This is a genomic window from Hydrogenobacter hydrogenophilus, assembly GCF_900215655.1.
Lineage (GTDB): Bacteria > Aquificota > Aquificia > Aquificales > Aquificaceae > Hydrogenobacter > Hydrogenobacter hydrogenophilus.
The window spans coordinates 16,740-41,900 of the sequence record NZ_OBEN01000009.1 but is presented as its reverse complement, the minus strand read 5'-3'; the positions used below and the strand labels follow the sequence as shown (position 1 = coordinate 41,900).

The 25,161-nt window shown below is 40.5% G+C and carries 29 protein-coding genes; 14 read left to right on the top strand and 15 right to left on the bottom strand.

The features are described from left to right. The first annotated feature begins 29 nt into the window (after positions 1–29). The 4 genes from CP948_RS07320 to CP948_RS07305 are packed head-to-tail and all read left to right on the top strand — an operon-like array spanning position 30 to position 2,091. Positions 30–587 (top strand): Maf family protein, encoded by a 558-nt coding sequence (locus CP948_RS07320; RefSeq protein WP_096602901.1) that lies wholly within the window; start codon positions 30–32, stop codon positions 585–587. A gap of 7 nt (positions 588–594) precedes the next feature. Beyond that, positions 595–1,269, top strand: a complete 675-nt coding sequence (locus tag CP948_RS07315; protein ID WP_096602899.1) for an N-glycosylase/DNA lyase — start codon at positions 595–597, stop codon at positions 1,267–1,269. Then, positions 1,266–1,664 carry a toprim domain-containing protein gene (locus tag CP948_RS07310; protein WP_096602897.1) on the top strand — a complete coding sequence of 133 codons (399 nt, stop codon included), beginning with the start codon at positions 1,266–1,268 and terminating at the stop codon, positions 1,662–1,664. The genes CP948_RS07315 and CP948_RS07310 overlap by 4 nt, the downstream gene beginning before the upstream one ends. After that, positions 1,591–2,091, top strand: a complete 501-nt coding sequence (locus CP948_RS07305; protein ID WP_096602895.1) for a hypothetical protein — start codon at positions 1,591–1,593, stop codon at positions 2,089–2,091. The genes CP948_RS07310 and CP948_RS07305 overlap by 74 nt, the downstream gene beginning before the upstream one ends. On the opposite strand, the gene rnc is transcribed toward CP948_RS07305, so the two are convergent. The 3 genes from rnc to acpP are packed head-to-tail and all read right to left on the bottom strand — an operon-like array spanning position 2,079 to position 4,223. Next, a complete protein-coding gene (gene rnc / locus CP948_RS07300) occupies positions 2,079–2,777 on the bottom strand; it encodes a ribonuclease III (RefSeq protein ID WP_096602893.1) in 699 nt (232 codons plus the stop codon). The genes CP948_RS07305 and rnc overlap by 13 nt on opposite strands. After that, on the bottom strand, positions 2,749–3,987 hold the full coding sequence (fabF, locus tag CP948_RS07295) for a beta-ketoacyl-ACP synthase II (protein ID WP_096602891.1): 1,239 nt from the start codon (positions 3,985–3,987) through the stop codon (positions 2,749–2,751). The genes rnc and fabF overlap by 29 nt, the downstream gene beginning before the upstream one ends. Beyond that, complete coding sequence (acpP, locus tag CP948_RS07290) at positions 3,987–4,223, bottom strand: acyl carrier protein (RefSeq protein ID WP_096602889.1); 237 nt, start codon at positions 4,221–4,223, stop codon at positions 3,987–3,989. The genes fabF and acpP overlap by 1 nt, the downstream gene beginning before the upstream one ends. A 308-nt stretch (positions 4,224–4,531) precedes the next feature. Between acpP and CP948_RS07285 the strand changes: the two genes are divergently transcribed. From CP948_RS07285 to CP948_RS07255, 7 genes are read left to right on the top strand one after another with little or no spacing between them, the layout of a single operon-like run. Beyond that, a complete protein-coding gene (locus CP948_RS07285; protein WP_245810115.1) occupies positions 4,532–5,875 on the top strand; it encodes an FAD-dependent oxidoreductase in 1,344 nt (447 codons plus the stop codon). Between the two features lie 29 nt (positions 5,876–5,904). Continuing rightward, the gene (locus CP948_RS07280; protein WP_096602885.1) at positions 5,905–6,621 is read left to right on the top strand and encodes a Rieske 2Fe-2S domain-containing protein; all 717 of its coding nucleotides are present in this window, start codon (positions 5,905–5,907) and stop codon (positions 6,619–6,621) included. Next, the gene (locus tag CP948_RS07275; RefSeq protein ID WP_096602883.1) at positions 6,596–7,852 is read left to right on the top strand and encodes an FAD-dependent oxidoreductase; all 1,257 of its coding nucleotides are present in this window, start codon (positions 6,596–6,598) and stop codon (positions 7,850–7,852) included. Before CP948_RS07280 ends, CP948_RS07275 begins: the two co-directional genes overlap by 26 nt. Positions 7,853–7,901: 49 nt before the next feature. Then, a complete protein-coding gene (gene rplT / locus CP948_RS07270; RefSeq protein ID WP_096602881.1) occupies positions 7,902–8,249 on the top strand; it encodes a 50S ribosomal protein L20 in 348 nt (115 codons plus the stop codon). Next, positions 8,246–9,262: a phenylalanine--tRNA ligase subunit alpha gene (gene pheS, locus CP948_RS07265; RefSeq protein ID WP_096602879.1), complete on the top strand. Its 1,017-nt coding sequence runs from the start codon at positions 8,246–8,248 to the stop codon at positions 9,260–9,262. Before rplT ends, pheS begins: the two co-directional genes overlap by 4 nt. Before the next feature lie 2 nt (positions 9,263–9,264). Continuing rightward, on the top strand, positions 9,265–9,474 hold the full coding sequence (locus tag CP948_RS07260; protein ID WP_096602877.1) for a MoaD/ThiS family protein: 210 nt from the start codon (positions 9,265–9,267) through the stop codon (positions 9,472–9,474). Then, positions 9,471–10,379 carry a TIGR00269 family protein gene (locus CP948_RS07255; protein ID WP_096602875.1) on the top strand — a complete coding sequence of 303 codons (909 nt, stop codon included), beginning with the start codon at positions 9,471–9,473 and terminating at the stop codon, positions 10,377–10,379. Before CP948_RS07260 ends, CP948_RS07255 begins: the two co-directional genes overlap by 4 nt. Here CP948_RS07255 and CP948_RS07250 read toward each other — a convergent pair. The 4 genes from CP948_RS07250 to CP948_RS07235 are packed head-to-tail and all read right to left on the bottom strand — an operon-like array spanning position 10,359 to position 13,620. Next, positions 10,359–11,405 (bottom strand): hypothetical protein, encoded by a 1,047-nt coding sequence (locus tag CP948_RS07250; protein WP_096602873.1) that lies wholly within the window; start codon positions 11,403–11,405, stop codon positions 10,359–10,361. The two genes, CP948_RS07255 and CP948_RS07250, sit on opposite strands and share 21 nt — an antisense overlap. Further along, on the bottom strand, positions 11,405–12,553 hold the full coding sequence (locus CP948_RS07245; protein ID WP_096602871.1) for a sensor histidine kinase: 1,149 nt from the start codon (positions 12,551–12,553) through the stop codon (positions 11,405–11,407). The genes CP948_RS07250 and CP948_RS07245 overlap by 1 nt, the downstream gene beginning before the upstream one ends. Beyond that, entirely contained in the window at positions 12,528–13,208 is a 681-nt protein-coding gene (locus CP948_RS07240) for a response regulator transcription factor (RefSeq protein ID WP_096602869.1), read from the bottom strand. Before CP948_RS07240 ends, CP948_RS07245 begins: the two co-directional genes overlap by 26 nt. After that, positions 13,189–13,620 carry a hypothetical protein gene (locus tag CP948_RS07235; RefSeq protein ID WP_096602867.1) on the bottom strand — a complete coding sequence of 144 codons (432 nt, stop codon included), beginning with the start codon at positions 13,618–13,620 and terminating at the stop codon, positions 13,189–13,191. Before CP948_RS07235 ends, CP948_RS07240 begins: the two co-directional genes overlap by 20 nt. A 65-nt stretch (positions 13,621–13,685) precedes the next feature. Between CP948_RS07235 and aroA the strand changes: the two genes are divergently transcribed. Then, positions 13,686–14,984, top strand: coding sequence for a 3-phosphoshikimate 1-carboxyvinyltransferase (gene aroA, locus CP948_RS07230; protein WP_096602865.1), 1,299 nt, complete (start codon positions 13,686–13,688; stop codon positions 14,982–14,984). Here aroA and CP948_RS07225 read toward each other — a convergent pair. Beyond that, a complete protein-coding gene (locus CP948_RS07225; protein ID WP_096602863.1) occupies positions 14,968–15,420 on the bottom strand; it encodes a hypothetical protein in 453 nt (150 codons plus the stop codon). The two genes, aroA and CP948_RS07225, sit on opposite strands and share 17 nt — an antisense overlap. Before the next feature lie 25 nt (positions 15,421–15,445). Here CP948_RS07225 and aspS point away from each other — a divergent pair, with 25 nt between their 5' ends. Together aspS and CP948_RS07215 are read left to right on the top strand one after the other, a co-directional pair. Beyond that, a complete protein-coding gene (aspS, locus tag CP948_RS07220; protein WP_096602861.1) occupies positions 15,446–17,239 on the top strand; it encodes an aspartate--tRNA ligase in 1,794 nt (597 codons plus the stop codon). Continuing rightward, the gene (locus tag CP948_RS07215) at positions 17,239–19,041 is read left to right on the top strand and encodes a KUP/HAK/KT family potassium transporter (RefSeq protein WP_096602859.1); all 1,803 of its coding nucleotides are present in this window, start codon (positions 17,239–17,241) and stop codon (positions 19,039–19,041) included. The genes aspS and CP948_RS07215 overlap by 1 nt, the downstream gene beginning before the upstream one ends. On the opposite strand, the gene CP948_RS07210 is transcribed toward CP948_RS07215, so the two are convergent. The 7 genes from CP948_RS07210 to gltA form a co-directional block, all read right to left on the bottom strand. Beyond that, positions 19,025–20,203, bottom strand: coding sequence for a hypothetical protein (locus tag CP948_RS07210; protein WP_096602857.1), 1,179 nt, complete (start codon positions 20,201–20,203; stop codon positions 19,025–19,027). The genes CP948_RS07215 and CP948_RS07210 overlap by 17 nt on opposite strands. Then, the gene (locus tag CP948_RS07205; RefSeq protein ID WP_096602855.1) at positions 20,200–20,625 is read right to left on the bottom strand and encodes a hemerythrin domain-containing protein; all 426 of its coding nucleotides are present in this window, start codon (positions 20,623–20,625) and stop codon (positions 20,200–20,202) included. Before CP948_RS07205 ends, CP948_RS07210 begins: the two co-directional genes overlap by 4 nt. 521 nt (positions 20,626–21,146) lie before the next feature. Continuing rightward, positions 21,147–21,383: a hypothetical protein gene (locus tag CP948_RS07195; RefSeq protein ID WP_245810114.1), complete on the bottom strand. Its 237-nt coding sequence runs from the start codon at positions 21,381–21,383 to the stop codon at positions 21,147–21,149. Positions 21,384–21,391: 8 nt separating this feature from the next. Then, on the bottom strand, positions 21,392–22,255 hold the full coding sequence (gene rsmH, locus CP948_RS07190) for a 16S rRNA (cytosine(1402)-N(4))-methyltransferase RsmH (RefSeq protein WP_096602849.1): 864 nt from the start codon (positions 22,253–22,255) through the stop codon (positions 21,392–21,394). Next, positions 22,255–23,205 carry a glycosyltransferase family 9 protein gene (locus CP948_RS07185; RefSeq protein WP_096602847.1) on the bottom strand — a complete coding sequence of 317 codons (951 nt, stop codon included), beginning with the start codon at positions 23,203–23,205 and terminating at the stop codon, positions 22,255–22,257. The genes rsmH and CP948_RS07185 overlap by 1 nt, the downstream gene beginning before the upstream one ends. Continuing rightward, complete coding sequence (locus tag CP948_RS07180) at positions 23,202–23,630, bottom strand: DUF4878 domain-containing protein (protein ID WP_096602845.1); 429 nt, start codon at positions 23,628–23,630, stop codon at positions 23,202–23,204. Before CP948_RS07180 ends, CP948_RS07185 begins: the two co-directional genes overlap by 4 nt. Beyond that, complete coding sequence (gene gltA, locus CP948_RS07175; protein ID WP_096602843.1) at positions 23,627–25,054, bottom strand: NADPH-dependent glutamate synthase; 1,428 nt, start codon at positions 25,052–25,054, stop codon at positions 23,627–23,629. The genes CP948_RS07180 and gltA overlap by 4 nt, the downstream gene beginning before the upstream one ends. Positions 25,055–25,161 lie beyond the last annotated feature (107 nt).

Genomic DNA, 25,161 nt, shown 5'->3' with positions numbered 1-25,161 from the left:
TTATAGCATAAAAAGTTATAATTATATTCGTGAAGCTTCTCATACTTGCGTCAAGTTCCAAAAGAAGAGTGGATATACTGCGTATGCTGGGTTTTAAGTTCTTGGTTATTCCTTCGGGGGTTGATGAAAGTGTAAGTGAGTGCTCTCCCATCTTGATAGCAAGGCGCTTAGCTTTCAAAAAGAGCTTCACAGTATGGAAGGACTATAAGTACGCTACTGTAATCGGAGCGGACACATTGGTAGTAGCGGATGGTAAGGTGTTGGGAAAACCAAAAGATGCAGAACAAGCCTTACAAATGCTTCGCGCTCTTTCTGGAAGATGGCACAGTGTGATAACAGCGGTGTGTATAATATCCACAGGCAAAAGGATAGTCTTTCATGATATAGCACGCGTTAAGTTTAGGCATATAGAAGACAAGGAGCTAAAGGAGTATATACAAACCTCTGAACCTTGGGATAAGGCAGGGGCTTATGCGGTGCAAGGTTTTGGTGCAACTTTTGTTGAAAAGATCGTAGGAGATTTTTATACTGTGATGGGATTACCCGTAGGAAAAACCTACAAACTCCTAAAGGATGTTTTAGATTAATAATGTGATGTTTGAGGACTTGCAAAGGGCTATAGAATCTGTAGAACCTTATGTAAAGCAGAGAATAAGTGAGTTCAAAAGACTAAGAAGTGAAGGGATAACGCATTACGACTTTAGACCTTTTCTAAAGGTAGAGCTTGATGCGGACATATTTTCAGAACTCTGCTTTTGTATTCTTACCGCAAACTCTTCCGCAAGCATGGGCATACTTCTCCAGAAGGAGATAGGCATAGATGGCTTTAAGAGTATGGACCTTGAGGAGCTAACACAAATCATATCTAAGCACGGACATAGGTTTGCAAGACAGAGAGCAGAAAGGATAGTAAAGGCAAGGGAAGTTTTTGAAGATGTTCTTGGGCTTGTGCAGAGTGCAAAGAGCGGAAAGGAGATAAGAGACCTCCTGAGCGATGCTTGTTCCAAGTATAAGGTTCAGGGATTTGGACTAAAAGAAGCCTCTCACTTTCTTAGAAATATAGGTTTTGACGATGTTGCCATCGTTGACAGACATGTCTTAAGGTACTTAAAAGAGAAAAAACTAATACCTGAACAAAAGACACTCACCAGAAGGATATACCTGACTGCAGAAGAGAGGCTCGCAGAGATATGTTCTAAGCTAAATCTTACTCAAGCGGAGCTTGATCTTTATATTTTTTACATAAAAACCAAAAAGGTGCTCAAATGAGAGGGGAAATAAACACTTTTTTAAAAGAACTAAGAGAAGCATCACAAAGGATGGCTGTTCTTGTTGAAGGTAAAAGGGATAAACAAGCTCTTGAGAGGTTTGGCATAAAAAACATCTTTACCTTAGGTGGTAAAAGATTAACAGACTTGCCGGAATTATTGGAAGATTTTTCTGAAGTGATCCTGCTTTTTGACCTTGACAAGCACGGTGAAAGAATAAACAGAAAGGTAAAAGACATACTTTCATCTCAGGGTTATATTTTAATAGAAGACTTTAGAGACAGGATGAGAGAGCTGGACATTCTTTTTGTGGAGGAGCTTTATGAAAAAGTCAGAGGTGCTCACAGCGGTTCTGGTGCAGGACAGGCTTATAAGGCTGAACCTTCGGCTTCTTGAAGGGCTTTTATCCGAAATAAAGGGTGATGTAGAAGAGAGCAAGATACTCGCAGATGCTTGCCTTGATGATAAGGAAAAACAGGTTTACGAGAAAGCCCTTTTAATGATAGAAGAAAATCTTCTTCTTAAAATATCTGAGGTGCTTGACCATATTTACGACCTTTACGAGATATTTAACTTTGATATTACTTTTTTGGCATCGCTTCCAGAAGAGATAGAAAGGGAGATAGAAAGGCTTGACGCTCTTAATTCCATAAACACAAAACTTGAGCTTATTCTGTCAGTAATTGATGAGCTTCTACTTTTTGAAGGTGAAAGTGAAAAACTAAAAACTATCCTTACACCTTTCAGGGTTTATAGGGAGGTAGTAGAGCACTCTATCTCTTTCAACAAAAAACTTTGGGAGCTTACCTTTCAAAGTTCCTGAAGCATCTCAAGTAGTCTTTTGGCAGATAACTGTTCCGCTTCTTTCTTGCTACTACCTACTGCGACTGCCCGAAAGTTTTTTACAGAACATTCTACTTCAAAGGTCCTGCTGTGTTGAGGTCCACTAACGGAAACTATTCTATAAACAGGTCTTTCTTTCCACTTTTTCTGCGTTATCTCCTGAAGGATAGTCTTATAGTCTCTCTTGTAGTCCTGCGATCTTGCCATGCTGACCACTTTATCTTTGTAAAGGTTTTCAAACAGGTGCTTAGTAAAGTTCAGGTCTTTACCCGTATCCATGTAAATGGCTCCCCAAAGAGCTTCAAAGACATCTCCTAATATGGAGGTATTTATCTTAAACTTACCCTTCTTACCACTTACCAGAAGGTATCTTTCAAGTTGAAGGTCTTGGGCAAGACTGCTTAGAAAATCCTCGCTTACGAAGAAAGCTTTCATAGGAGCTAACTCTCCCTCCTTTGCTTGCGTAAACTCGGATATTAAGATGTCAACTACAAAGAGATTTATCAGAGCATCTCCTAAAAACTCAAGAGTTTCATAACTTTTAACTCCCTTCTCTGTAGCGTAGGACTTGTGGGTAAGAGCTTGTTCTAAAAGGTTTTTGTCTTTGAAAGTGTATCCGAGTTTATCTTCTAAAGGTTTATAGTCTTCTGAAGACAAGGCATGCATTGGTTCCACCAAAGCCAAAGGAGTTAGAAAGAGCAATGTGGACTTCTTTGTGAACCGCCCTGTTGGGTGTGTAATCAAGATCACACTCAGGATCAGGATGCTCAAGGTTTATGGTGGGAGGTATGATACCTGTCTGTATGGTCTTTACCGTAGCCACCGCTTCCACCGCGCCTGCAGCACCAAGAAGGTGTCCTATCATAGATTTGTTGGAGCTAATTTTTAGCCTATAGGCGTGTTCACCAAAGAGATTCTTAATAGCCAAAGTTTCTGCTTTATCGTTCAGAGGTGTAGAAGTGCCATGAGCATTTATGTAATCCACTTCTTCCGGCCTTACCTTTGCATCCTCTAAGGCAAGCTTCATACACATGTAAGCACCCTCTCCGTCCGCACATGGAGCGGTTATGTGATAGGCATCATCTGTTGCAGAATAACCTACAAGTTCTGCATATATCCTTGCTCCTCTTGCTTTTGCATGCTCATACTCTTCCAAGACAAGCACACCTGCACCTTCTCCCATAACAAAGCCATCTCTTTCCATATCAAAAGGTCTTGACGCCTTTTGAGGCTCATCGTTTCTCGTAGAGAGCGCCTTCATAGACGCAAACCCTGCTATGCCTAAAGGTGTTATTGCACTTTCACAACCACCAGCTATAGCTATGTCTATATCGCCTTTTTGTATGAGCCTCATGGCATCTCCTATGGAATGATTACCCGTTGCACAAGCGGATACCACACAGTAGTTGGGTCCTTTAAAGCCGTATCTTATTGCAATTATTCCGGAAGCCATGTTAGATATACCGTAAGGTATAAAGAAAGGAGATACTCGCCTAGGACCTTTCTCCATAAGAACCTTCTGCTGTTCTTCAATTTCTTTAAGACCTCCTATACCCGTTCCTATTATGACACCTACTTTGTAAGGGTCAAACTTACCTTCAAGTAAACCGCTGTCTTTGATGGCTTCATCTGAAGCTGCTACTGCATACTTTATAAAATCTGAAACTCTTTGTAGCTCCTTTTTATCAAAATAGTTCTCAGGATTGAAGTCCTTTACCTCTGCGGCTATGTGAACTGGTAAACCCACCTCTACAGGATCAAAGCGTTTTATGATGTCTACACCGCTCACACCTTGCGTGAGATTCTTCCAAAACTTCTCTACACCAGTACCTATGGGTGAAACTACACCTAAACCGGTGATCACTACCCTACGCATCAGCCCTTCACTTTCTCCTTGAGATAATCGATAACATCACCTACTGTTCTTATCTTCTCAGCATCTTCGTCAGGTATTTCAATGCCGAATTCCTCTTCAAAAGCCATTATAAGCTCTACCACATCAAGGGAGTCTGCTCCCAGATCCTCAACAAATTTAGCTTCAGGGCTTAGCTTTTCTACCTCAACTCCTAACTGATCTGCTATGATCTCTTTTACCTTCTGCTCTAAATCCATTGCTTAATCCCAATAACCAGACCGTAGTATTAGGTCTGGTGCTGGGGTATTTGTATCCCGCCTTTTAAAGCACACCCAACCCCAGCAGGCGGTTTTAGGTGTGCTCCAGTATTTTTTACGGTATAAGATTATACACTTGTTGTGATTATTTTTCAAGAAACTTATGCCAGTCTGGGTACACTCAGGATTTTTACGGAACACCATCTTAAATAAAAGTTTTCAAATATTATAAAAGTATTATATAAACCTTTTTAATACCTTTATAATGCTCCATTAATTGACTTCTTAACCTTAAGAGATATAATTTCATGAAAACTTTATGGGAGGTAAAGAACATGAGCTTAAGCAGGCGCGATCTTTTTAAGTTGGCAGGAGTTGGGGCTTTGACAGTGGGGCTTCCTTCTGTGGGCTTTACAGCCGCAGAAAAAAAGAAGTTTTCCGCTATGCTTCCATCACCTAAAGGTAATAGGGTAGTCATATGCGGTGGTGGATGGGCAGGGCTTACCGTTGCCAAGTATCTCAAAAAAGAAAATCCTAACATAGAAGTTATCCTTATTGAAAAAAGACCAAACTTCTTTTCCTGTCCCATATCTAATGAATGGCTTGCCAATCTCGTAAATCTTGACTTTCTATCTCATGACTACAATCAGCCTGCTTCCAAGTACGGATACAGATTTATAAACGCAGTGGTTGTAGGCATAGAAAGAGACAAAAAGAGGGTTTATACCAATCACGGTTATATAGAGTATGACTACCTGGTTCTTGCTCCTGGTATTCGCTACAATTACGACGCGTGGTTTAAAGGGGATAAAGATATGGTAGCTTACACAAAGATCAATTATCCGGCAGCTTTTATACCGGGTTCAGAACACCTAGCTCTCAAAAGGAAAGTTTGGGAGTTTGAAGAAGGCGACTTTGTTATAACCGTACCCCCAGGAGCTTTCAGATGTCCACCAGCACCCTATGAACGTGCCGCAATGATAGCGTATGTCTTTAAGAAGAACAATGTAAAAGGAAGGGTCATCATACTTGACCCTAAGGATGATATAGCTCCTAAGGGTCCTGGCTTTAGAGCTGCCTACGAACAGCTTTATCTGGGTATAGTGGAGTATGTTCCCAAAGCTCAAATAAAGGAAGTGGATCCAGTAAAGAAGGTTATAAAAACCACGGCTGGAGACTTTAAGTTTACGGATGCCAACCTGGTACCTCCCCATCAAGCGGGAGAGCTCGTATGGATGGCAGACCTTATAGCAAAGGACAAAGACGGCAAACCTACAGGCTGGGCAGATCAGGATCCTCTTACCTTCCAAGCTAAATCAGACCCACATGTGTTTTTGGTGGGTGATGTCATAGGTGGCACTCCTTACCCCAAGAGTGGGCACATGGGCAACTCACAGGGTAAAATAGTAGCAAAGATCATAGCGGGGCGCATAGCAGGGAAAGATGTAAAACCTACACTTCCTGACAACACCTGCTACTCTATGGTTAATGGAGACCCTCAGGAAGCCATTGTCATAAACGTCACTTATGACTACAATGACAAAGAGAAGAAGATAGTACCAAAGCCAAAGGTAATAAACGAACGCTCTACAGACCTTGCCAAAGCTACTTATGAATGGGCAAAGAGCATGTACAAAGACATGTTCTCATAATTGGCACGGATATTGATAGGAGTATAGGTATGAACAGGAGGGACTTCATAAAAACCTGTGGAACTGTGGCTGTGGCGTCCTTTTTGGACGCTTCTTTTTTTTCTAATGTATTAGCTAATCAGGAAGGATTCTTAAAACTCTACAACAAAGCCCTTCTTATCAAAGAGGACGGCTCACCCATCACTGAAAAAGACATACTCCCTCATAAGGAGTATTTATTCTTTTATCCTTTTACCTCTACACCTTGCTTTCTTTTAAATCTTGGGGAAGAGGTAAAAGGTGTAGAAGTAAAGCTGAGTGATGGAAAAACTTACCTTTGGAAAGGTGGTGTGGGAAGCAAAAAGAGTATAGTGGCTTACTCTGCCATATGTTCTCATCAATGGAGCTATCCTACAAAAGAGTACGCATTTATAAATTATTACCCTCCTGATAAACCCTCAGGAACTACAAAAAAAGCAGGTGTAATACAGTGCTGTGCGCACCTCTCTGTCTTTGATCCAAAGGCGGGAGGAAAGGTTTTAGAGGGTCCAGCAGAACTGCCTTTGGCGTCGGTGGTATTGGAAGAAGATGGTGGTAAGCTTTTCGCAGTAGGTATTCTTGGAAAAGACCAGTTTGATGCCTTTTTTGAGAACTACAAAACGGATCTGAGGAAACAGTACGGCTCTTCCGCTAAGGCAAAGGAACTCGTGGATAAATGCATTGTTTTGGAGGTGGAAAAGTATGTCAAAGAAACCATCAGGTGTTAGTAGAAGGGACATTATAAAGACAGTTGCAGGGTTAAGTCTCTTTCCCACAATAGCCTTCTCTAAAAACCAGCCAAAGAGAGGAAGCGCAAAGGTGGTAATAGTGGGTGGTGGGTACGGCGGTGTTACTGCTGCAAAATATCTTAAAAAAGAGAACCCAGACCTAAGTGTAGTTCTGATAGAGGAAAGACCCTTTTTTATGTCGTGTCCTCTTTCTAATCACTTTCTGGCAGGTTTGATGGAGCTCACTTCTTTGTGCTTTGCTTACAATACCTTGGAAGTTAAGCATGGTGTAAAGGTGATCACGGACAAAGTGATAGCCATAGAGCTTGATAAAAAAGCAGTCAAAACCTCTCAGGGATATGTGAACTATGACTTTTTAATCCTATCTCCTGGCATAGATTACGATGTGGAAGATAAGCCCTTTTACTCAGAAAGTCTCGTTTATTACCCTCCTGCTTTTAAACCTGGCTCCGAACACATATACCTCAAAAAGCTTCTAAGTGAGTTTGAAGGTGGAGATATAGTAATAACAGTCCCTCCACCACCCTACAGGTGTCCACCAGCACCTTATGAAAGAGCAGCTCTCATAGCAAACATGATAAAGAGAAACAAACTAAAAGCACACCTCTACTTCATAGATGCCAACGAAAGACCACTTATAAACTCAGAAGGCTTTATGTCTGCTTACTATGACCTTTATAAAGATGTTGCCACCTATGTGACATCTGCGGAGGTAAAGGATGTAGATGTAAGGAAAAGGATAGTTAAAACATCTCACGGAGACTTCAAGTTTGACATTGCAAACATAATACCGCCTATGAAGGCTAACAGCATTTTGGCTTCTGCAGGACTCATCAAAAAGAAAGAAAAATGGGTAAGCGTAAACCCGTTAACCTTCGAAACGCATATGGAAAATGTCTTCGTCATAGGTGATGCTTGCGTCAGCTACCTGCCAAAAAGTGGTTATGCAGCTCACTCTGAAGGAAAGGTAGTTGCCAAAATCATAAGCGCAAGATTAAAGGGAAGAGAAGTAAAGGAAGAGCTTTTACAGATGGTTTGCTACGCTATGGTAAGTGATAAAGAAGCCATAATGACGGAGACGAGCTTCAAGTACGAGAAAGACAAAGGAAGGTTTATACCCATACACAGAGAAGACAATCAAAGGAGGGAATCTACCGCTAAGAGGTATATAGAATGGGCAAAAGGTTTGTGGAGGGATATGTTCGGATAAGATATCTTAAAAAGTGTAATATAATATTCCTCCTCTTAGGAGGTAAAAGATGAGAGTAAAAGGTCCGTCTTCAAGGAAGTTTAAAAAGAAGATACTAAAGCTCGCGAAGGGTTTTAGAGGGCAAAGGAAGAATGTTTACAGAAGAGCAAAAGAGTATGTATTCAGAGCTTTGCAGTACCAGTACAGAGACAGAAGACAGAGAAAAAGAGAGTTCAGAAGGCTGTGGATAGCAAGGATAAACGCAGCGGTTAGGCTTCACGGTATGTCCTACAGCAAGTTTATGGCGGGTCTAAAGAAGGCAGGTATAGACCTAAACAGGAAGGTTCTCGCTGAAATGGCAGTGAGGGACCCAGAGGGCTTTGCGCACATAGTAAACAGAGCTAAATCAGCCTTATGATAGACCCATCAGAGGTAAAAAGACAAGCAGAAAAAGACATAAAGAAAGCGGACAGTTTGCAAAAACTATCCGAAGTAAAGGCAAAGTATCTTGGAAAAGAGGGAATTATCAGCCTTTCTCTTAAAAGCATAAAGGATCTGCCTCAGGAGAAAAGAAAGGAGTATGGCTCAGAACTGAACGTCCTGAAGGAATTTGTGGAGAAACTTATAAAAGAAAAGGAAGAATACCTTAGAAATCTTGAGATAGAAGAAAAGCTCAGCGCTCAATGGGTAGACATGTCCGTACCCTTAGAAAGTCTGGTAGGAGCTCTGCACCCCATCACACAGACGCTTACGAGGATAAGAGACATATTTGTCAGTATGGGTTTTTCAGTATTTGAAGGTCCAGAGATGGAACTTGAAAGTTATAACTTTGATCTTTTGAACATACCCAAAGAACACCCGGCAAGAGACATGCAGGATACTTTCTATATAAACAAAGAGGGGTATCTTCTGAGGACTCACACTTCTCCGGCACAGATAAGGGTCATGCTTCTTCAGAAACCACCCATACAGGTCATAGCACCTGGCAAAGTTTATAGAAGAGATGATGACCCTACTCATTCACCCATGTTTCATCAGGTAGAGGGTCTTGTAGTGAATGAGTATGCAAATTTCAAGCACATGAAGTATACCATAGAAGCTTTTCTAAGAACCTTTTTTGAGAAAAATGTACCTGTAAGGTTCAGAGCATCTTACTTTCCTTTTACAGAGCCTTCTGCAGAAGTTGATATAGGTTGTGTAATATGTGAAGGTTTGGGATGTAGGGTGTGTAAGGGTTCTGGATGGCTGGAGGTTATGGGTTGTGGTATGGTGCATCCCAAGGTTTTAGAAAACTGTGGTGTAGATACGGAGCTTTATCAAGGTTTTGCCTTTGGAATGGGTGTGGAAAGGCTTTCCATGCTCTACTTTGGCATAGACAACATAAAGCTCTTTTACGAGAACGACCTTAGATTTCTGAAACAATTTATATAATTATGGAGATAAAGGTCATCTACAGAGGTCAAGAAAAGATATTACACTTTGAAGGAGAGAAGGTCAGAGCAAAAGACATTCTTAAAGCCCTGAACCTCTCAAGAGATTATGCCTTTGTTGTTAAGAACGATCAGGTGGTAAGTGAAGAAGAAACTATAAACCCTGGTGATCGTGTAAGGGTCATAAATGCCATATCCGGAGGTGTACTTTGAGAAGGTGTATAAAGTGTGGTAAGAAGGCGCAAATTTACCTGCACTCTCATAGACTCTCTCTTTGCGGAGAGCACTACTTAGAGTGGTTTGAAAACAGAGTAGAGAGAACCATAAAAGAGTTTAACATGTTCACAAAGGAAGAGAAAATTCTTGTCGCAGTGTCCGGGGGTAAAGATAGCCTCTCCCTGTGGCATGCACTCATCAAACTTGGCTATCAAGCAGACGGTTTTTACATAAACTTAGGTATAGGTGATTACTCTCAAAAGTCTTTACAAAAAGCTAAGGACTTTGCGGAAAAGCACCAGCTTACCCTACACACCTTAGACCTTTCTAAGGAGATAGCAAGCGTCCCTGAGCTCAAATCTTACGATAGTAGGCCTGCATGTTCTCTGTGCGGTAGCGTAAAGAGATACTATATGAACAAATTTGCAAGAGAAAAAGGATACACAGTACTGGCTACTGGACACAACTTAGATGATGAGTCTGCAGTTCTGTTTGTAAACACCTTAAACTGGAATGTGGAGTATCTGAAAAGGCAGTATCCGGTTTTGCCAGAGGATGATGGGTTTGTCAGAAAGGTAAAGCCTCTGTGTAAGATAAGCGAGAAAGAGAGCGCTTTGTATGCAGTTTTGTCGGGTATAGATTATATAGAAGAGGAGTGTCCCTTCTCCGAAGGTGCTACATCTATAGAGCACAAGCTTTACCTCTCGCAACTTGAGGATAAAAGCCCTGGAACAAAGCTGAGATTTTACAGTGAGTTTTTAAGGAAGCTGTATCCCCTTCTGAAGGAAAGCTCAAAGGGAAACTTGCAAAAGTGTGAGGTTTGCGGAGAACCCTCTAGCAATTCCCTTTGCAATGTTTGCAGGCTTAAGCTAAAGCTAAGCTCACAGAAAGAAAAGATTTAAAGCAAGTGTAGGAATCAACAACGCAGAAAAAGCCAAAAGACTAAGCTGATGGCTATGAAAAATTTCAAATAAAGTGGAGTATAGGAAAATCCCCCCCAGGTGCGATGCGAAATAAAAAAACATAAACCTGTGTATGTACTCTTCCTTTGGATACCTATAGTAAAGGTAAGTACGGAAAAATACCCAGTAAAATGCTATGCTGACACCTACCATCACTGCAAGAAGAGGAAAAAGCGACGGAAATCCCAGAAGAGCGGGTATACACATCATGATAAAGATGGTAAGCGTCCCAAAGTTCTTTATTCCGAGCTTTTCCATCAGGAAAGGTGAAAGTATTGCACAGAAAAACGCTGTAAGCAATGCTATTCCAAAAAGCTTGTGTATATAAGCTTCATTAAGTGCAGAGCTATCTCTGAGCACATAGTAAGCCATGGAAGATAAAACTTCCGCATACTCACCCATAATCCAAACTGTAAACACTTCCGCCAAGAACTTAGGTCTCTTTATCTGAGAAAAACTCAGCCTTTTGACACCAAAGGGAACACCCCTTAAAAACAACATGGAGAGCAAGGCAAAGGAGTAAAGCAAAGACAACAAAGGCAGATTTAAACTTTCAAAGAGCATGAGCAAGCCTAAAGCTAAAAAACCACTTGCATAGGATAATCCCACTGCAATTTCAAACTTTTCAAACTTGGTTGCCAATACTTCATACCAGAAGAAAAAAGCTGTGTGAAAGACCACAAAAAGAAAAAGAAGAATTAACACAAAGGAGTTGTAAGGTAGAAAACCTATTAGTAGGCAGAGAACAAGAAGCGTAATGATATAAAAACTGTAATTTAAGGCTCTGATGCCGTACATACCTGCCCACAAAAGTAAAAAACCTAAAGCGTTTGCTACAGTTATAGCATAGCCGTAGGTGCTTGCACTTAAAATTCCGTAGCTTTTTGAGGGAAAGTAGATGTAGATCAAAAAAGAAGAAAATATGGTATCTACAAATTCAAAGAGTACATACAAGAGGAAAGGCATCACTCCTCTTTACCTACTTGCAGATCCAGCACTACCGTAAAAAGAGAGGCATCCCTTTTAAAGCTCACCTGTATACCTAATCTTTTGGCTACTTCATCCACTATAGTAAGACCCAGTCCGTAAGATTCATCTTCCATATCAAGACGATTTTTCTCATCAGTTATGTTGCTCATAAGTACCCTTAGTTTGCTGTTTCTAACCTCTCCACTTATTTTTATCTGTGTACCTTCCTTAGCGTATTTTACCGCATTGTCCAGAAGGTTAAGAAACAAAGTGTAGATAAGCTCGTAATCAGAAAGCACCTGCACATTGGGAACATGGTCAACACTTATGGTGAGGTTTTTGGCATACAGGTTAGCTTGGTAAAACTCCACCAACTCAGATATAAGACCCTTTATGTTTATCAGTGTGATTCTTGTAGGTTTTAGCTCAAGTTCTGAAAGTACCTTTAGATTCTTCATAAGTTTTATGATGCGCCTTATGGCTCTTTCTATAGCTTGTCTTACATCCTCATCTGCCTTTATATGGGATAAGTTCATGAGTATTATACTTAGAGGAGTTTTTACCTCGTGAGATAAGTAAAGGGCAACTTTCCTTAGCTCCTTTGAGTAAAGCTCATAATCATGCAGATGCTTTCTTATGTCAAGCACAGACAGAAAAGCTATAAGTAAAGCAGTTATAACAGAGGAAAACACAGAAGATAGAAGAAGGAGATTCACTCTTTTTTCTATTTTTGCCTTAGATAGCGCAACAACCACCTTACAAAGAGAAGTACCGCACAGAAATTTATCTACATAAGCTAAATAGTTCCCAATGTCTTGAGCCTGACCGGGCATAGGTTTTAGACTTATCAGGTAGTTTGCGTCTCTTAAACTATCCAACCTTCTGTTAGAGCTGAGTATTTTCCCTTTACTGTCTGTTATCAGGATTATATAGTCATAACCCAGGTACTGGTTGTCAAAAATGTCCTCATCATGGTTTAAAAAATCTACGAGTTTCTCACCTGTTTTCAGAAGGTAGTCGCTTTCTAAGTCATTTATGTATGATTTAAAACTCCAAAAACTAAAGGTAAAAAAAGTACCTATGGGTAAGAGGAATTTGAAAAAGTTAAAAAAGAAAGCTTTATACAGGTTCTTTGGACTTTTCATACCTTAGGGTATATCCTATACCTGGATAGCTTATTATGTCAAATCCATAATTTCTTAATAATTTTCTTAAATTATGAACATGCGTTCTAAGAGCGTCTATGCTTGCATCTTCGTAAGAAGTCCACGCATAAGAAAATAAAGTGTTATAAGAAGTCACCTTTCCTACATTTTCCAGAAGCTTTATAAGGATCATTACCTGTTTCTTAGGAAGTAAAAGGGTCTCCCCCTTTATGCGCACAGTCATGGAAAAGGGATCTATCTCCATATCTTCGTACACTATTGTTCGGTTTTTTGTAATGTTTTTCACTCTTCTTAGAACAGTCTCTATCCTTGTTAAAAGCTCTTCTGGATTAAAAGGTTTTACCATATAATCATCAGCTCCCATCTTCAAACATCTTACCTTTTCAGAAACATCATCCACTACTGTTAAAACTACTATGGGAATGTTCTTATCGCTAAGTATGGGTATAAGCTTAGTCCCATCTTCTCTACCAAGGAAAAGATCAAGCACGCACACATCAAAAACTTCCCTTTCAAGCAATTCAAGAGCAGAGCTCACACTTTTGGCTACCGCACAATCCCAACCTGCAGAAGAGAAAAGCTTGCTTATGGGAAGCGCTAAATCTATTTCGTCCTCAACCAGAAGAACTTTCATATACTAACCTCACATAAAGGAAGTCCTCGCCAAAAAGTTTAAATCTCCTAACTTTACTTAATTTATAACCTGAATTTTTAAGTATCCTTTCTCTTTTTGGTGAGAAAAACCACATAAAATGAGGTTCTATAAGGGCAACTATGGATGCGGGTTTGAAGATCTTCTCTATGCTTCTCATTATGGGTATAAAGTGAGCGGAATCGCTAATTACAAGGTCTTCAATGTAGGCTCTACCTCTTCTATAGCTGTAGACTAAATATCCTACTTCCTGTGTTGAAGACCTAAACATGTAAGCTTTTTTGTGCTGTAGCAGTTCTTTTACTTCAATATCGCTGAGTCCTTTCCAGACTTTCAGTTCTAAGGATTTTAGCTTTTCCAAAAGGTCTGGCGTATTCACCTCTACTATGTCCATTATTTTTCAAGTTTAGGTTGGGAGCATAAATTTTTTATAAACTGTTGTTATAATACTTTAGTAAGATGCTCACTCTAAAAAAGATAAAGATGGTAAAAGGTGAAATCAGAGTGCCTTCTGACAAGTCCATATCCCATAGAGCTATTCTTATATCCTCCATCGCAGAGGGCAAAAGTGTCATAAGAAACTGGCTTGTGTCTGAGGATACAAAAGCGACTTTTAATGCCGTGCTCCAGTTAGGAGTAAAAGCACACATGAAGGGCAACGAAGTGATAATAGAAGGAAGAGATTACTTATTCAATGAACCATCAAACATCCTTGATGCTAAAAATTCGGGAACTACTGCAAGACTTCTTATGGGTGTGCTTTCAACTCAGGATTTTTTCAGTGTCATTACAGGAGATGAAAGTCTAAGAAACAGACCCATGCTTAGGGTGGTAGAACCCCTCAGGCAGATGGGAGCATGGCTTGATGGTAGGGAAAAAGGAAACAAACTCCCCGTAGCTATAAGAGGTGGTAAACTAAAGGGAATCTCTTTTTTCAACAAGAGAGCATCCGCTCAGGTAAAATCTGCACTACTTTTGGCATCATTAAAAGCAGATGGTATTACCGAGATAACAGAACCTTACCTTTCAAGAGACCACACGGAAAGGATGCTCAGGCTTTTTGGGGCGGAGATAACCCAGTTGGAAGGTGTAGACGGACATATAGTAAAAATAAAAGGTGGACAAAAGCTTTATGGTTGCGAGGTATACTGTCCAGCAGATCCGTCTTCCTCTGCTTTCTTTGTTGCACTTGCAGTTCTTATAGAAGGTTCCGAGCTCATCCTCAAAGATGTCTTAGTAAATCCAACCAGAGATGGCTTTTTTAGAAAGCTTAAACAGATGGGAGCTCATATAGAGTATCTAAACTTAAGAGAGATTTCTGGAGAACCCATAGCGGACATATGGGTTAAAGGGAAGGGAAGGTTAAGAGGGATAAATGTGGGTGAGGAAGATATCCCATCTGTTATAGATGAGCTTCCTCTTTTGGCTCTGATAATGTCCTTAGCAGAGGGCACATCTTCCGTTAGGGGTGCTCAAGAGCTTAGGGTAAAGGAAAGCGACAGAATCAAGGCGGTTGTAGAAAACCTAAGAAGTATGGGTGCAAAGATAGAGGAGTACGAGGATGGCTTTTACATAGAGGGCGTTGAAAAACTAAGGGGCGCTTACATAAGAACCTACAAAGATCACCGCATAGCTATGACTTTTTCAATAGCGGGTCTTGTGGCTGACGGGGAGACTATCATAGATAATCCTGAGTGTGTATCCGTATCTTACCCTGACTTTTTTAAGGATCTTGAAAGGCTCACCCACCAAACCTGAGAAGCACCGCGAAGTACACAACAGCAAGGCTAAGAAGAAGATTTATAAAACCTAAGAAGCGTGCCATCCATCTGTGAAAGGTGCTTTCTAAAGCTCTTTTTCCAAAGTAAAGGTCGTGAAGGAGAGAGATTATAACTATGAGGATAAAAAGGCCTATTTTGTGCCACAGTGTAAGCGTATAAGGGTTTGAAAAGTTAAAGATGTTGGAAAATCCCAGTATGTAATGCACATTGAAAAGACCAGTAATAAAGAGTCCCAAAAGAGCAATAAGGGTACCATAAAAACTAAAACGTCTACCCACTTCCTGAAAAATCTGATCCTTAGCGGGCAGCTTTCTGACAAAAGGGGCGAGCACCAATACGAGGAAAAGCATACCACCTATCCACAGAGAAGCAAGAACTATGTGAAGAAATAGCATAACATCTCTCAGAACCATAAAGTACTATTATAATAAATTTCCCATGTTTAAAAGGACCAAGTACTGCGGACAGGTATCTGAGGAAGACCTTGGAAAAGAGTTAGTTCTGTGCGGGTGGGTACACAGGGTTAGAAACCACGGTGGTGTAGTATTTATAGACCTAAGAGACAGAGAGGGCATTGTCCAGGTAGTGGCAGAAGAAAAAACCTACCCACAAGCTTACAAGGTTGCAGACAGTCTAAAGTCAGAGTATGTGATAGCAGTAAAAGGTACGGTAAGAAACAGACCACCTGGAACGGAAAACCCCAAGCTAAAGACGGGAAACTACGAAGTGTTAGCGCAAGAGATACAAATTCTAAACATCTCAGACCCCCTACCCTTTCCTGTTGACGAAGAGACGCACATATCCGAAGAGCTAAAGCTTCGCTACAGATACCTTGACCTCAGGCGCGAAAGCATGAAAGAGAACCTCCTTTTTAGACACAGAGCTTATCAGGTCGTCAGAAATGTTTTTCTCAAACACGGTTTTGTGGAGATAGAAACTCCCTTTTTGACCAAATCCACACCAGAAGGTGCAAGGGACTTTTTAGTGCCTTCCAGACTTCACCCAGGAAAGTTTTACGCCCTTCCCCAATCTCCTCAGCTATTCAAACAGATACTTATGGTAGCAGGTTTTGATAGATACTTCCAGATAGTAAGGTGTCTAAGAGACGAAGACCTAAGAGCAGACCGCCAGCCAGAATTCACCCAAATTGACTTTGAGATGTCCTTTGTGGAAGAAGAGGATGTTATGAGCTTTAGCGAAGAGCTCATATACACACTCTTTAGTGAGCTTTTGGGCATTGAGCTAAAAAGACCCTTTGAAAGGCTGTCTTATACATCTGCTATGGAACGCTACGGCACTGACAAACCAGACAGGCGCTTTGGCTTAGAACTTATAGACCTTACTGACATCTTTAAAAACACAGAGTTTAAAGTGTTTGCAGATACCATAAAGGCAGGTGGTGTAGTAAAAGCCATAAACTTCAAAGAATCAAATCTTTCAAGAAAGGAGATAGACGAACTTACACAGTTTGTACAGTCCCTTGGAGCAAAAGGTTTAGCTTGGATAAGAGTAGAAGAGGGCAAGCTAAACTCTCCCATCGTCAAGTTCTTCAGTAAGCAAGAGATAGAGGAACTCCTCAAAAGAACCAATGCGCAGGCAGGAGACACCATATTCTTTTCCGCAGACCAAAGAGAGACAGTTTATAAAATCCTTGGAAACCTGAGACTTCACATAGCCAAAAAGTACAAGCTTATAGATGAAGGTAAGTTTGATGTGCTTTGGATCGTAGACTTCCCCCTTATGGAGTGGGATGAGGAAGAAGGTAGGTTTGTAGCTCTGCATCATCCCTTTACCTCACCCAAAGAAGAAGACATACCTCTTTTGAAACAAGCCTTAGAAACTTCCAATATAGAAGAGAAAAAGAAGCTCATAAGCAAAGTAAAAGCAAGGGCTTACGACATGGTAATAAACGGGTATGAGGTAGGAGGCGGTTCTATTCGTATACACAAAAGGGAAGTTCAAGACCTTGTTTTTAAACTCTTAGGTATATCACAGATAGAAGCAGAGGAAAAGTTTGGCTTTCTTCTTAAGGCTTTGAGGTATGGAGCACCACCTCACGGAGGACTCGCCTTTGGATTGGATAGGTTAATAGCCATAATGAGAAGTTTAGACTCCATAAGAGATGTTATTGCCTTTCCAAAAACACAAAAAGGCGTGTGCCTCCTTACGGGTGCACCAGACTATGTGAGTCCAAAACAGCTCAAAGAGGTGCATATAAAGGAGATGGAGTGATGCTCAAAGGGGCACTCAGAGCTATGGGAGCTGTCTTTGGAGATTTAGGAACGAGTCCTTTATACACTTTTAGCGTTATAGTATTGCTGACAAAACCTACACAGAAAGAGATATTGGGGATAGTTTCTCTCATAATTTGGACACTCATTATCCTTGTCACTGTTCAGTATGCGTGGTTTGCCATGAATCTTAGCATAAAGGGCGAGGGTGGCACCGTAGTGCTTGGAGAAATAGCAAAGTCATTGACAAAAAGCAAAAAACTCAGAAAGCTCTATAGGATACTTGTATTTATAGGTCTTGGGTTCTTGCTGGGAGATGGTGTTATAACCCCAGCCATAACTATCCTTAGCTCTGCAGAAGGTATAAGGCTTATTCCGGGCTTTGAGCACACACCACAGTTTGAGGTAATACTCATAGCACTTATTATCACCGTTGGACTTTTTCTTTTACAATCCAAAGGTACTGGAAAGTTAGGTGAATACTTTGGACCTATAATGTTCCTTTGGTTTACCAGCATAGGATTGATAGGTTTTTATCATATTATTTCCTATCCACAGGTGCTTTACACTTTAAGTCCTCATCATGCTGTTGAGTTCCTGATGAACAATCCCTTAAAGGGCTTTGTAGCACTTTCCGAGGTTATACTTGCAGCAACGGGTGGTGAGGCAATGTATGCGGATATGGGACATTTGGGAAGGGTTGCCATAAGGCAGGCATGGATTTATGTCTTTCCTATGTTAGTACTTAACTATCTGGGTCAGGCATCTTTCCTTTTAAAGGGAGGGACCTCCAAAGAGCAGGCTGTGTTTTTTGAGTCTGCCCATGCAGTTCTTGGAGACACTTTTTACATTCCCTTCTTAATCTTGGTAATTATTGCTGGTATTATAGCATCTCAATCTCTCATAAGCGGTGCCTTCTCAATAGTTTTTCAGGCTATAAATGTGAGGATAGCACCACTACTAAACATAAAACATACATCAACTGAGTTAAGCACTCAAATATACATACCTGCAGTTAACTGGGCTCTGATGATGGGTGTAATATTTATGTACTTTAACTTTAAAACCTCTGATAACATGGCATCCGCTTATGGATTTGCAGTTAGTGCTGTGATGACAATAACGGGCTTTTTCCTAACCTTTATACACCTCATGAAAAGGGAAGTTTTTTACTTCATAGGTTCTGTTTTCTTGCTCTTTGTAGATATAGCGTTCTTCCTCTCTAACTTCTACAAAATACCTCACGGCGCCTATTGGTCTGTTATTTTTGCATCGGTTCCCATATCTGTAATGGTTCTTTATACTTCGGGACAATCCAAGCTTTACAGAAAGATGAGGTTTATAACCTTCAAAGAGTTTGTCCTTAAGTTTGAAGAACTTTATGCAAAAAGCCCAAGGATAAAAGGCACAGCCATATTCTTAGTGAGAGACCTAAAAAGTATTCCCCCTTATGTTACCCAAACCTTTTTTGAGCACGGAATACTATACGAAGACAATGTCTTTCTTTCTTTGGTAAAGAAGGACGAACCTTTTGGTGTGAGTACTCTCTTAATGGAAATCACAACAGGACTTAGGCTTGTGGAGATAAGATACGGATACATGGAAGTGTTAGACATTGATAAAGAGCTAAGAGCGGTAGGCATTTACGAAAGAGCCATATTCTACGGAGTTGAGTACATATATACTGATAAGTTCCTTTGGAAACTTTTCAGTTTCCTAAAGCGTACCACACCAAGCTTTGTAGAGTTTTATAGATTCCCTCACGGAAAACTTCATGGTGTAGCGGTCAGGGTTGAGTTTTAAAGTAAAGAATGCCACCTTTATATATGTTGTAAAGAAGAAAAAGGGAAGATATAAGATGGATAACGGACGCAAGAAGATACCCTTCACCCAGTAGGTAGATAAGCACAGTCATTAAAACCCAAGCTGAGTGTAGGTAGAAGCTAATCTTTATTCTTTCTGGAGGTATCACTTCTGACATTAATGGTACATCTTTTCTTCCTTCATTGCTTGAGTGGAACCACACGAGAAAGGGTATTATCCTGTACATCATACCCATAATAATGCTGGTAAAGAAAACTGCATAGAAAAAGAGAAAAGGAATAAAAAAGCCCTCTTTAAAACCAAAAAGTACAAGAGAGATCACAAGGCTAATCTGCCCAAGATACCAGAAGTACAGAGTGTAGTCTTTAATTTTTCTTTTTCTTGCTATCAGCCCTTTTAGTGTCAGAAAAGAGTATGCAAAGAAGAGAAAAAGCAGAAGTAGACTGAAGAAATTACCCATGATAGATAGAAAGATGGACAACGAAACAAGCAGAGGGAAATTTTCTGAAAAATGTTTGGGATAACCCTTAGCTACAAAGAACATCTCCACTACCTGAAAAGAAACAGCAGATATGAGCAGTCCTATCCACCCAAAAAGAAGCAAGGTATAGTGAAGGTCAAGCACCTTTTCCCATGTAGGTAAATAGCCATAGTAAGAAAGCACGCGGTATAGACCTGCTGTAGCACCAAGTAAGAGAAACACCAAGGAGAACTTCATGCCCTTGGGTGTGGGTGTGAAGCTCTTGATCTTAAAAAGATGGTACAGCATGAGTAGAGATGTATAAAGTATCCCTGCGTAGGTCAAGAGAGCACCAAGAAGCATGAACCTGCCAAAAATAAAGGAATAAACAAATGTAGGTATTCCAGAGATGAGTAAAAGATAAGAGATGAGAGCCTTAGGTTTTGGATTTTTTATAACCGCTCCTGCAACTACGGGTAGCATCTGAAAGAGCGCTCCAAACATAGTAAAGAGAGCAAATCCTAAGGTGTATAGGTGCACTAAAGCAGGTAGATAAAGAGCATGTCTCAAAGCCATGTAAAACTCTGCAATAGAGAGGATTACACCAAAAGAGCAGGCAGTTAAGAAAAAACCAAAGACTATTATAAAAGGCGGTGCCTGTTGTAAAGAAAGTCCCGTCATAATCTTTCCATGTTTTCTATTATATTGCTTGCAGGAAGGTGCTGGTCGCACATGGGATAAAGGATCTGCTCTTCCTTCATGTTATGCTGTTGAATGAGCACCATAAAGGTTTCACCTAAGGACAGGAAAGACTTCTTGTCCCTTTCCTTAATAGCTTTTTCCATTCTCTCTATAAGCTCTTTTGCCTGTGCGTGTTCCATTCTCATCACTTGAGTTGGTCCCATAACCATGCCGGTGGTTTCTTCAAAGGCAGGAAAGAGAATGTCCTCCTCCTTTTTGAAGTGCAGAAGGGTAGCATCTTTAAAGGCTTTGAATGCCTCCAAAGCTCTCTCCCAATTATCTTCCTGCAGAAGGCTTTCAACCTCTGCATAAAGCTCATCACATTCTCTGTGCTCTTGTGTGAGATAGTCTCTGATACTCATCTATCACCTCCTTAAATAAGTATATATATACTTACAATAGTAAAAGTCAAGAGTAGAACTTTCTCTCTTTCTTCATAAATTTTTCACTATACAAAATCTATACAAAACTATACACTAAATTAAACATGAGGAAGAAGAGCAAGAACTTTAGGTTATCTTACGAAACGATAAGGGAGCTAAGTGAAATATCTCAAATTCTTGGTGTATCGGAGACAGAAGTTATATCATGGGTCATTCACAATTTCTACATCTAGTTGAAGGAAGAGGAACAGATCAGTGTTGGTGCTATAGTAGTGTCTTTTCCGAATACCATAGTCATGTACAAGTTGGGAGAGCTTCAAGGGCAGTTGCAAACTAAGGCGGAACTAATAGCAGAGCTCAAAACTAAACTTAATAAAAGCTGGTGGGAGTTTTGGAAGAAGCAGTCTTCTCCCAAGAACGTAAAATTAAACTATGTTAATATAAGAGCGATTATATTAACATGCTTTTGATTAACGTAGCTTTGAGTATTTTTAAAGAGCTTACTTGATTTCCTTCAGGATACTTATTTTGCTCCAGTCCACAGGTGTAAAAGCATCGCTTTTGGCGTAGTTTTTAGCGGTTGAATAGTTGATCTTACTGTCTATCTCCGCTTTGAGTTTAAGGTATCTCTCAGACTGGGATCTAAGTTCGGAGAGTTTTTTGGCATACTCTTTAGATGTTTTTAGCGCATAAGCTGAGTAGAGCAAGTTAAGGAATAAAAGTATCAAACTTGCCATCAGGTATTTCATATTTTCTCTCCCGCTCTAAGTTTGGCACTCCTGCTTGCTGGGTTGCGTTTTACCTCATCTATAGTGGGTCTTATAGGCTTTTTTGTTAACACTTTGAGTGTATCCGCGTGTTTTTTAAAAAAGTTCTTCACTATCCTATCTTCAAGAGAATGAAAGGAGATAACCACCAGCCTTCCCCCTTTCTTTAAAAAAGGGATGGTTTTCTCAAGGGCAATCTCAAGAGAAGCAAGTTCTTGGTTTACTTCTATTCTCAGAGCCTGAAACACCTTGGTAGCGGGGTGTATCTTACCGTATCTGTAGGGTATGACGGATAGTATGATCTGTACAAGCTCAGCGGTGGTTTCTATGGGTTTTTTAGCTCTTTGCACAACTATGGCTTTGGCTATTTTTTCTGCGTAACGCTCTTCTCCGTATTCCCTGAAAATCCTCGCAAGTTCTTTCTCGCTGTAAGTATTCACTACTTGATAGGCGGTTTTCTTGTCTTCTGGATTCATTCTCATGTCCAAAGGTTCATCTCTTTGGAAAGAAAAACCTCTATCGCTTTTGAGCTGTAGCATGGACACACCAAGATCAAACAAAAAACCGTCCACTTCTTTTATACCTTCTTCTTTTAAAACTTGATCCAAGTCCTTAAAGTTAGCTTGATATAAGGAATACCTTCCTTCAAAATCCTTGAGGTTTTCTTTGGCTAACTTTAATGCATAGGGATCTCTGTCTATACCTATCACATACGCTGTAGGGTCTTTTTGGAGTATTCCTTTTGTATGTCCTCCAAGCCCCACAGTACAATCCACATACACCCCTCCCCTGTTTTTTACAAGTATTTCCAGAGTTTCTTTTAATAACACAGGAACGTGCATTATAGGAAAAAGTTAGCTTTTTTTATTACATCTTCTGGACTTACTGCTTTGAGGCACTCATAACTTCCCGTTTTACATTTTTTAGGATTTGGAGAACACGGAGAGCAAGGAATTTGCGGAGTGAGATAAGAGCCTATTGTAGGATAAAAGCCGTAAGAGGGTGAGGTAGATGTGTATACACAAATGGCAGGAATACCAAGGGCGTTAGCAATGTGTACAGGTGAGGAGTCTGATGAGATCACGAGCTTTGCCCCCGAAACCACTGCAAGGAGCTCTCTGAGAGAGGTTTTTCCTGTCAAGTTTATGAGTTTAGCTTTTTTTTCTATATGCATAGCTTTTCGTAAATCCTTCTCTGTACCTACAAGCACCTTTGGTAAATCCAAAGCTTGAGCTAATTCTATCCACCCTTCTGCGTACCACTCCTTGAGAGGAAAATTAGAAAAGGGGGCAAGCACCACATACTCTTCCGGCAGACGAAACTTTTCTCGTACTATCTTTGTCTCCTCCTCATCAACAAAAAGTTTTGTTTCTTTTATCATGCTGTCTTGTCTAATCCCTAAGGGTCTCAGAAGGTCTAAATTCCTCTCCACTTCGTGTTTTCCCCAAGTGTGGGCTACTGTGTGGGTGTAAAGCCAAGAAAGTTCAGATCTATCAAAACCTATACGGACAGGAATGCCTGACAAAAACAGAAGGAGCGCAGATCTGGCAGATATGTGAGGAGACAAAACCATATGGTGATCCTTTATCTTGTCTATTATTGAGAAAGACTCAAAGAAGCCTTTGTTAAATGGAATAAATCGTATGGGATATCCCTTCAAAAGCTCACCCACAAAGGACCTTCCTACAAAGCCCAGCTCCGCGTCTGGGAAGTTGTTTTTTAAGGTTCTTATAATAGGGGTAGTCAGTATAACATCACCTAAGTAAGCCGTCTGCCATATGAGTATCTTCATTTGACAGGTGATATACTGGCTATCTTCCACTTTTTCTCGTCTTTTATAAGTATAAAGCTAAAAAGCTTTTCTATACCATTTTTGTCTATTACCTTGACAAGCACCTCTACATGTTTGTCATCTATGTTTTTAGCATCAAGATACTTTACTTTTTCAATGTTATTTCCCATGCTTGAAAGTATGCAAGCTAAAAGTTCGGAAGGTTTAAGTTCTGTAATTTCTACTGGCAGTTTTACATTTTGTGCAAGAGCATCTCTAAAGGGTGGGTAAAGGAGCTTTACCGCATCCTCACCTTCCTTATCCTTTATAGCAGAGATAAAGTCTTTGACTGTATTCTCTGCCTGCTCCTCTGGAGATTTACCGCAGGACTTGATCACGAAAAAGGCAAGTAAGACTAAGCCTATACCTATGGCTACCTTTTTCATCTTCTTACCTCCTTCATAAGGTATTCATCTATAGCCTTTGCAGCTTTTCTACCGTGAGATATGGCTCTTACTACTGTATCCCCACCATTTACTACATCCCCTCCTGCAAAAAGTCCTTCAATGTTTGTTCTAAAATGTTCATCTACTTTTATTGTACCCCACTTTGTAAGCTCAATACCTTGAATATCTTCGTAAGCTATAGGGTTTGGTTTCTGTCCTATAGCAAATATAACAGAATCGCACTCTATAATGTGTTCCGAGTTGGGTATGGCTACTGGTCTGGGTCTTCCACTTTCGTCAGGTTCTCCTAACTGCATCTTTATACACTTAACACCTATAACCCTATTCTTTTCATCTCCTAGTATCTCTATGGGTTGTGTAAGCCAGTGAATCATGGCACCTTCTTCTTTTATGTGATCCCACTCTTCGTCCCTTGCTGAAGAGGTTTCTCTTGTTCTTCTATAGACCACATGGGTCTCTACACCTAACCTCAAAGCGCTGATGGCACAGTCAACCGCAGTAAAGCCACCACCTATTATGACGGTCCTTTTTCCCAAATTTATCGGTGTGGAAGCCAAAGGAAAGTCTTTAGCGTGCATCAGATTTATGCGCATTAACACCTCTATGGCAGAATACACACCTATCAAGTGATCCCCTTTTATTCCCAGAGATCCTCTGCCAGCACCCACGCTTAAAAAGACAGCATCGTATCTGTCTAACAGATCTTTCAGGCTAACAGTCCTTCCCACTACATAACCGAAGAAGAACTTGGCACCAAGCTTTTTGAGCCTCTCTATTTCCCAATCAAGCAGATCTCTGTCCAACCTTGCTGGTGGTATGCCATAAGCCATAACTCCCCCTGCCTTGGGTAGAGCTTCGTATATGTGTACCTCGTGTCCCCACCGTAGAAGGTCGTAAGCACAGGAAAGACCAGCAGGACCTGCTCCTACTACAGCTACTTTTTTTCCTGTGGGTTCTCTCTTTTCTTCCTCTATCTCAATACCCGATACGCGAATGAAGTCCCCTACAAACTTCTCAAGAGCTCCTATGCTCACAGGAAGACCTTTATTTTTCCTGTCTTTTACTGTATCGTAATAGAGTATGCAAGAACCTTCACACTGTCTCTCTTGAGGACATACTCTCCCGCATATGGAAGGAAATAGGTCTGTCTCTATAATCTTCTTGTATGCACCCACAAGGTCTCCTTCTGTTATTTTCTTAATAAAACCAGGAATATCCACATTCACAGGACAGCCTCTTATACACCTTTTTTCCGCATCTCTGCAAAAGAGACATCTTTTGGCTTCATCAAGAGCCATACTTACGGAAAATCCCAGTGCATACTCTCTGAAAGTTTTGTTCCTCTCCTGAGGAGGTAGCATGGGTTCGGTGTTTCTGTCCAAATACCTTATGCTTTTACCCATTTCAATATAACTATATTATAATTCCCACTGAAAAGTTTGTATAAGCGTTTCTTATAAAAACTATAAAAAAAACTTTCTTGACAAGAATCAATGTATTTTTTATCATG

Coding starts and splice junctions, on each gene's coding strand:
- CP948_RS07250 (WP_096602873.1), bottom strand. CDS start 11,405: ATGCCTTTCCTCTTGTATGTACTCTTTGAATTTGTAGATACCATATTT.
- acpP (WP_096602889.1), bottom strand. CDS start 4,223: ATGGATTTAGAGCAGAAGGTAAAAGAGATCATAGCAGATCAGTTAGGA.
- pheS (WP_096602879.1), top strand. CDS start 8,246: ATGATAGACCCATCAGAGGTAAAAAGACAAGCAGAAAAAGACATAAAG.
- CP948_RS07275 (WP_096602883.1), top strand. CDS start 6,596: ATGTCAAAGAAACCATCAGGTGTTAGTAGAAGGGACATTATAAAGACA.
- CP948_RS07195 (WP_245810114.1), bottom strand. CDS start 21,383: ATGGCAAGTTTGATACTTTTATTCCTTAACTTGCTCTACTCAGCTTAT.
- CP948_RS07280 (WP_096602885.1), top strand. CDS start 5,905: ATGAACAGGAGGGACTTCATAAAAACCTGTGGAACTGTGGCTGTGGCG.
- CP948_RS07240 (WP_096602869.1), bottom strand. CDS start 13,208: ATGAAAGTTCTTCTGGTTGAGGACGAAATAGATTTAGCGCTTCCCATA.
- rplT (WP_096602881.1), top strand. CDS start 7,902: ATGAGAGTAAAAGGTCCGTCTTCAAGGAAGTTTAAAAAGAAGATACTA.
- aspS (WP_096602861.1), top strand. CDS start 15,446: ATGTTTAAAAGGACCAAGTACTGCGGACAGGTATCTGAGGAAGACCTT.
- CP948_RS07205 (WP_096602855.1), bottom strand. CDS start 20,625: ATGAGTATCAGAGACTATCTCACACAAGAGCACAGAGAATGTGATGAG.
- CP948_RS07215 (WP_096602859.1), top strand. CDS start 17,239: ATGCTCAAAGGGGCACTCAGAGCTATGGGAGCTGTCTTTGGAGATTTA.
- CP948_RS07245 (WP_096602871.1), bottom strand. CDS start 12,553: ATGAAAAGTCCAAAGAACCTGTATAAAGCTTTCTTTTTTAACTTTTTC.
- CP948_RS07315 (WP_096602899.1), top strand. CDS start 595: ATGTTTGAGGACTTGCAAAGGGCTATAGAATCTGTAGAACCTTATGTA.
- CP948_RS07210 (WP_096602857.1), bottom strand. CDS start 20,203: ATGACGGGACTTTCTTTACAACAGGCACCGCCTTTTATAATAGTCTTT.
- gltA (WP_096602843.1), bottom strand. CDS start 25,054: ATGGGTAAAAGCATAAGGTATTTGGACAGAAACACCGAACCCATGCTA.
- CP948_RS07260 (WP_096602877.1), top strand. CDS start 9,265: ATGGAGATAAAGGTCATCTACAGAGGTCAAGAAAAGATATTACACTTT.
- aroA (WP_096602865.1), top strand. CDS start 13,686: ATGCTCACTCTAAAAAAGATAAAGATGGTAAAAGGTGAAATCAGAGTG.
- CP948_RS07310 (WP_096602897.1), top strand. CDS start 1,266: ATGAGAGGGGAAATAAACACTTTTTTAAAAGAACTAAGAGAAGCATCA.
- CP948_RS07235 (WP_096602867.1), bottom strand. CDS start 13,620: ATGGACATAGTAGAGGTGAATACGCCAGACCTTTTGGAAAAGCTAAAA.
- rsmH (WP_096602849.1), bottom strand. CDS start 22,255: ATGCACGTTCCTGTGTTATTAAAAGAAACTCTGGAAATACTTGTAAAA.
- CP948_RS07180 (WP_096602845.1), bottom strand. CDS start 23,630: ATGAAAAAGGTAGCCATAGGTATAGGCTTAGTCTTACTTGCCTTTTTC.
- CP948_RS07285 (WP_245810115.1), top strand. CDS start 4,532: ATGAAAACTTTATGGGAGGTAAAGAACATGAGCTTAAGCAGGCGCGAT.
- CP948_RS07305 (WP_096602895.1), top strand. CDS start 1,591: ATGAAAAAGTCAGAGGTGCTCACAGCGGTTCTGGTGCAGGACAGGCTT.
- fabF (WP_096602891.1), bottom strand. CDS start 3,987: ATGCGTAGGGTAGTGATCACCGGTTTAGGTGTAGTTTCACCCATAGGT.
- rnc (WP_096602893.1), bottom strand. CDS start 2,777: ATGCATGCCTTGTCTTCAGAAGACTATAAACCTTTAGAAGATAAACTC.
- CP948_RS07185 (WP_096602847.1), bottom strand. CDS start 23,205: ATGAAGATACTCATATGGCAGACGGCTTACTTAGGTGATGTTATACTG.
- CP948_RS07225 (WP_096602863.1), bottom strand. CDS start 15,420: ATGGTTCTGAGAGATGTTATGCTATTTCTTCACATAGTTCTTGCTTCT.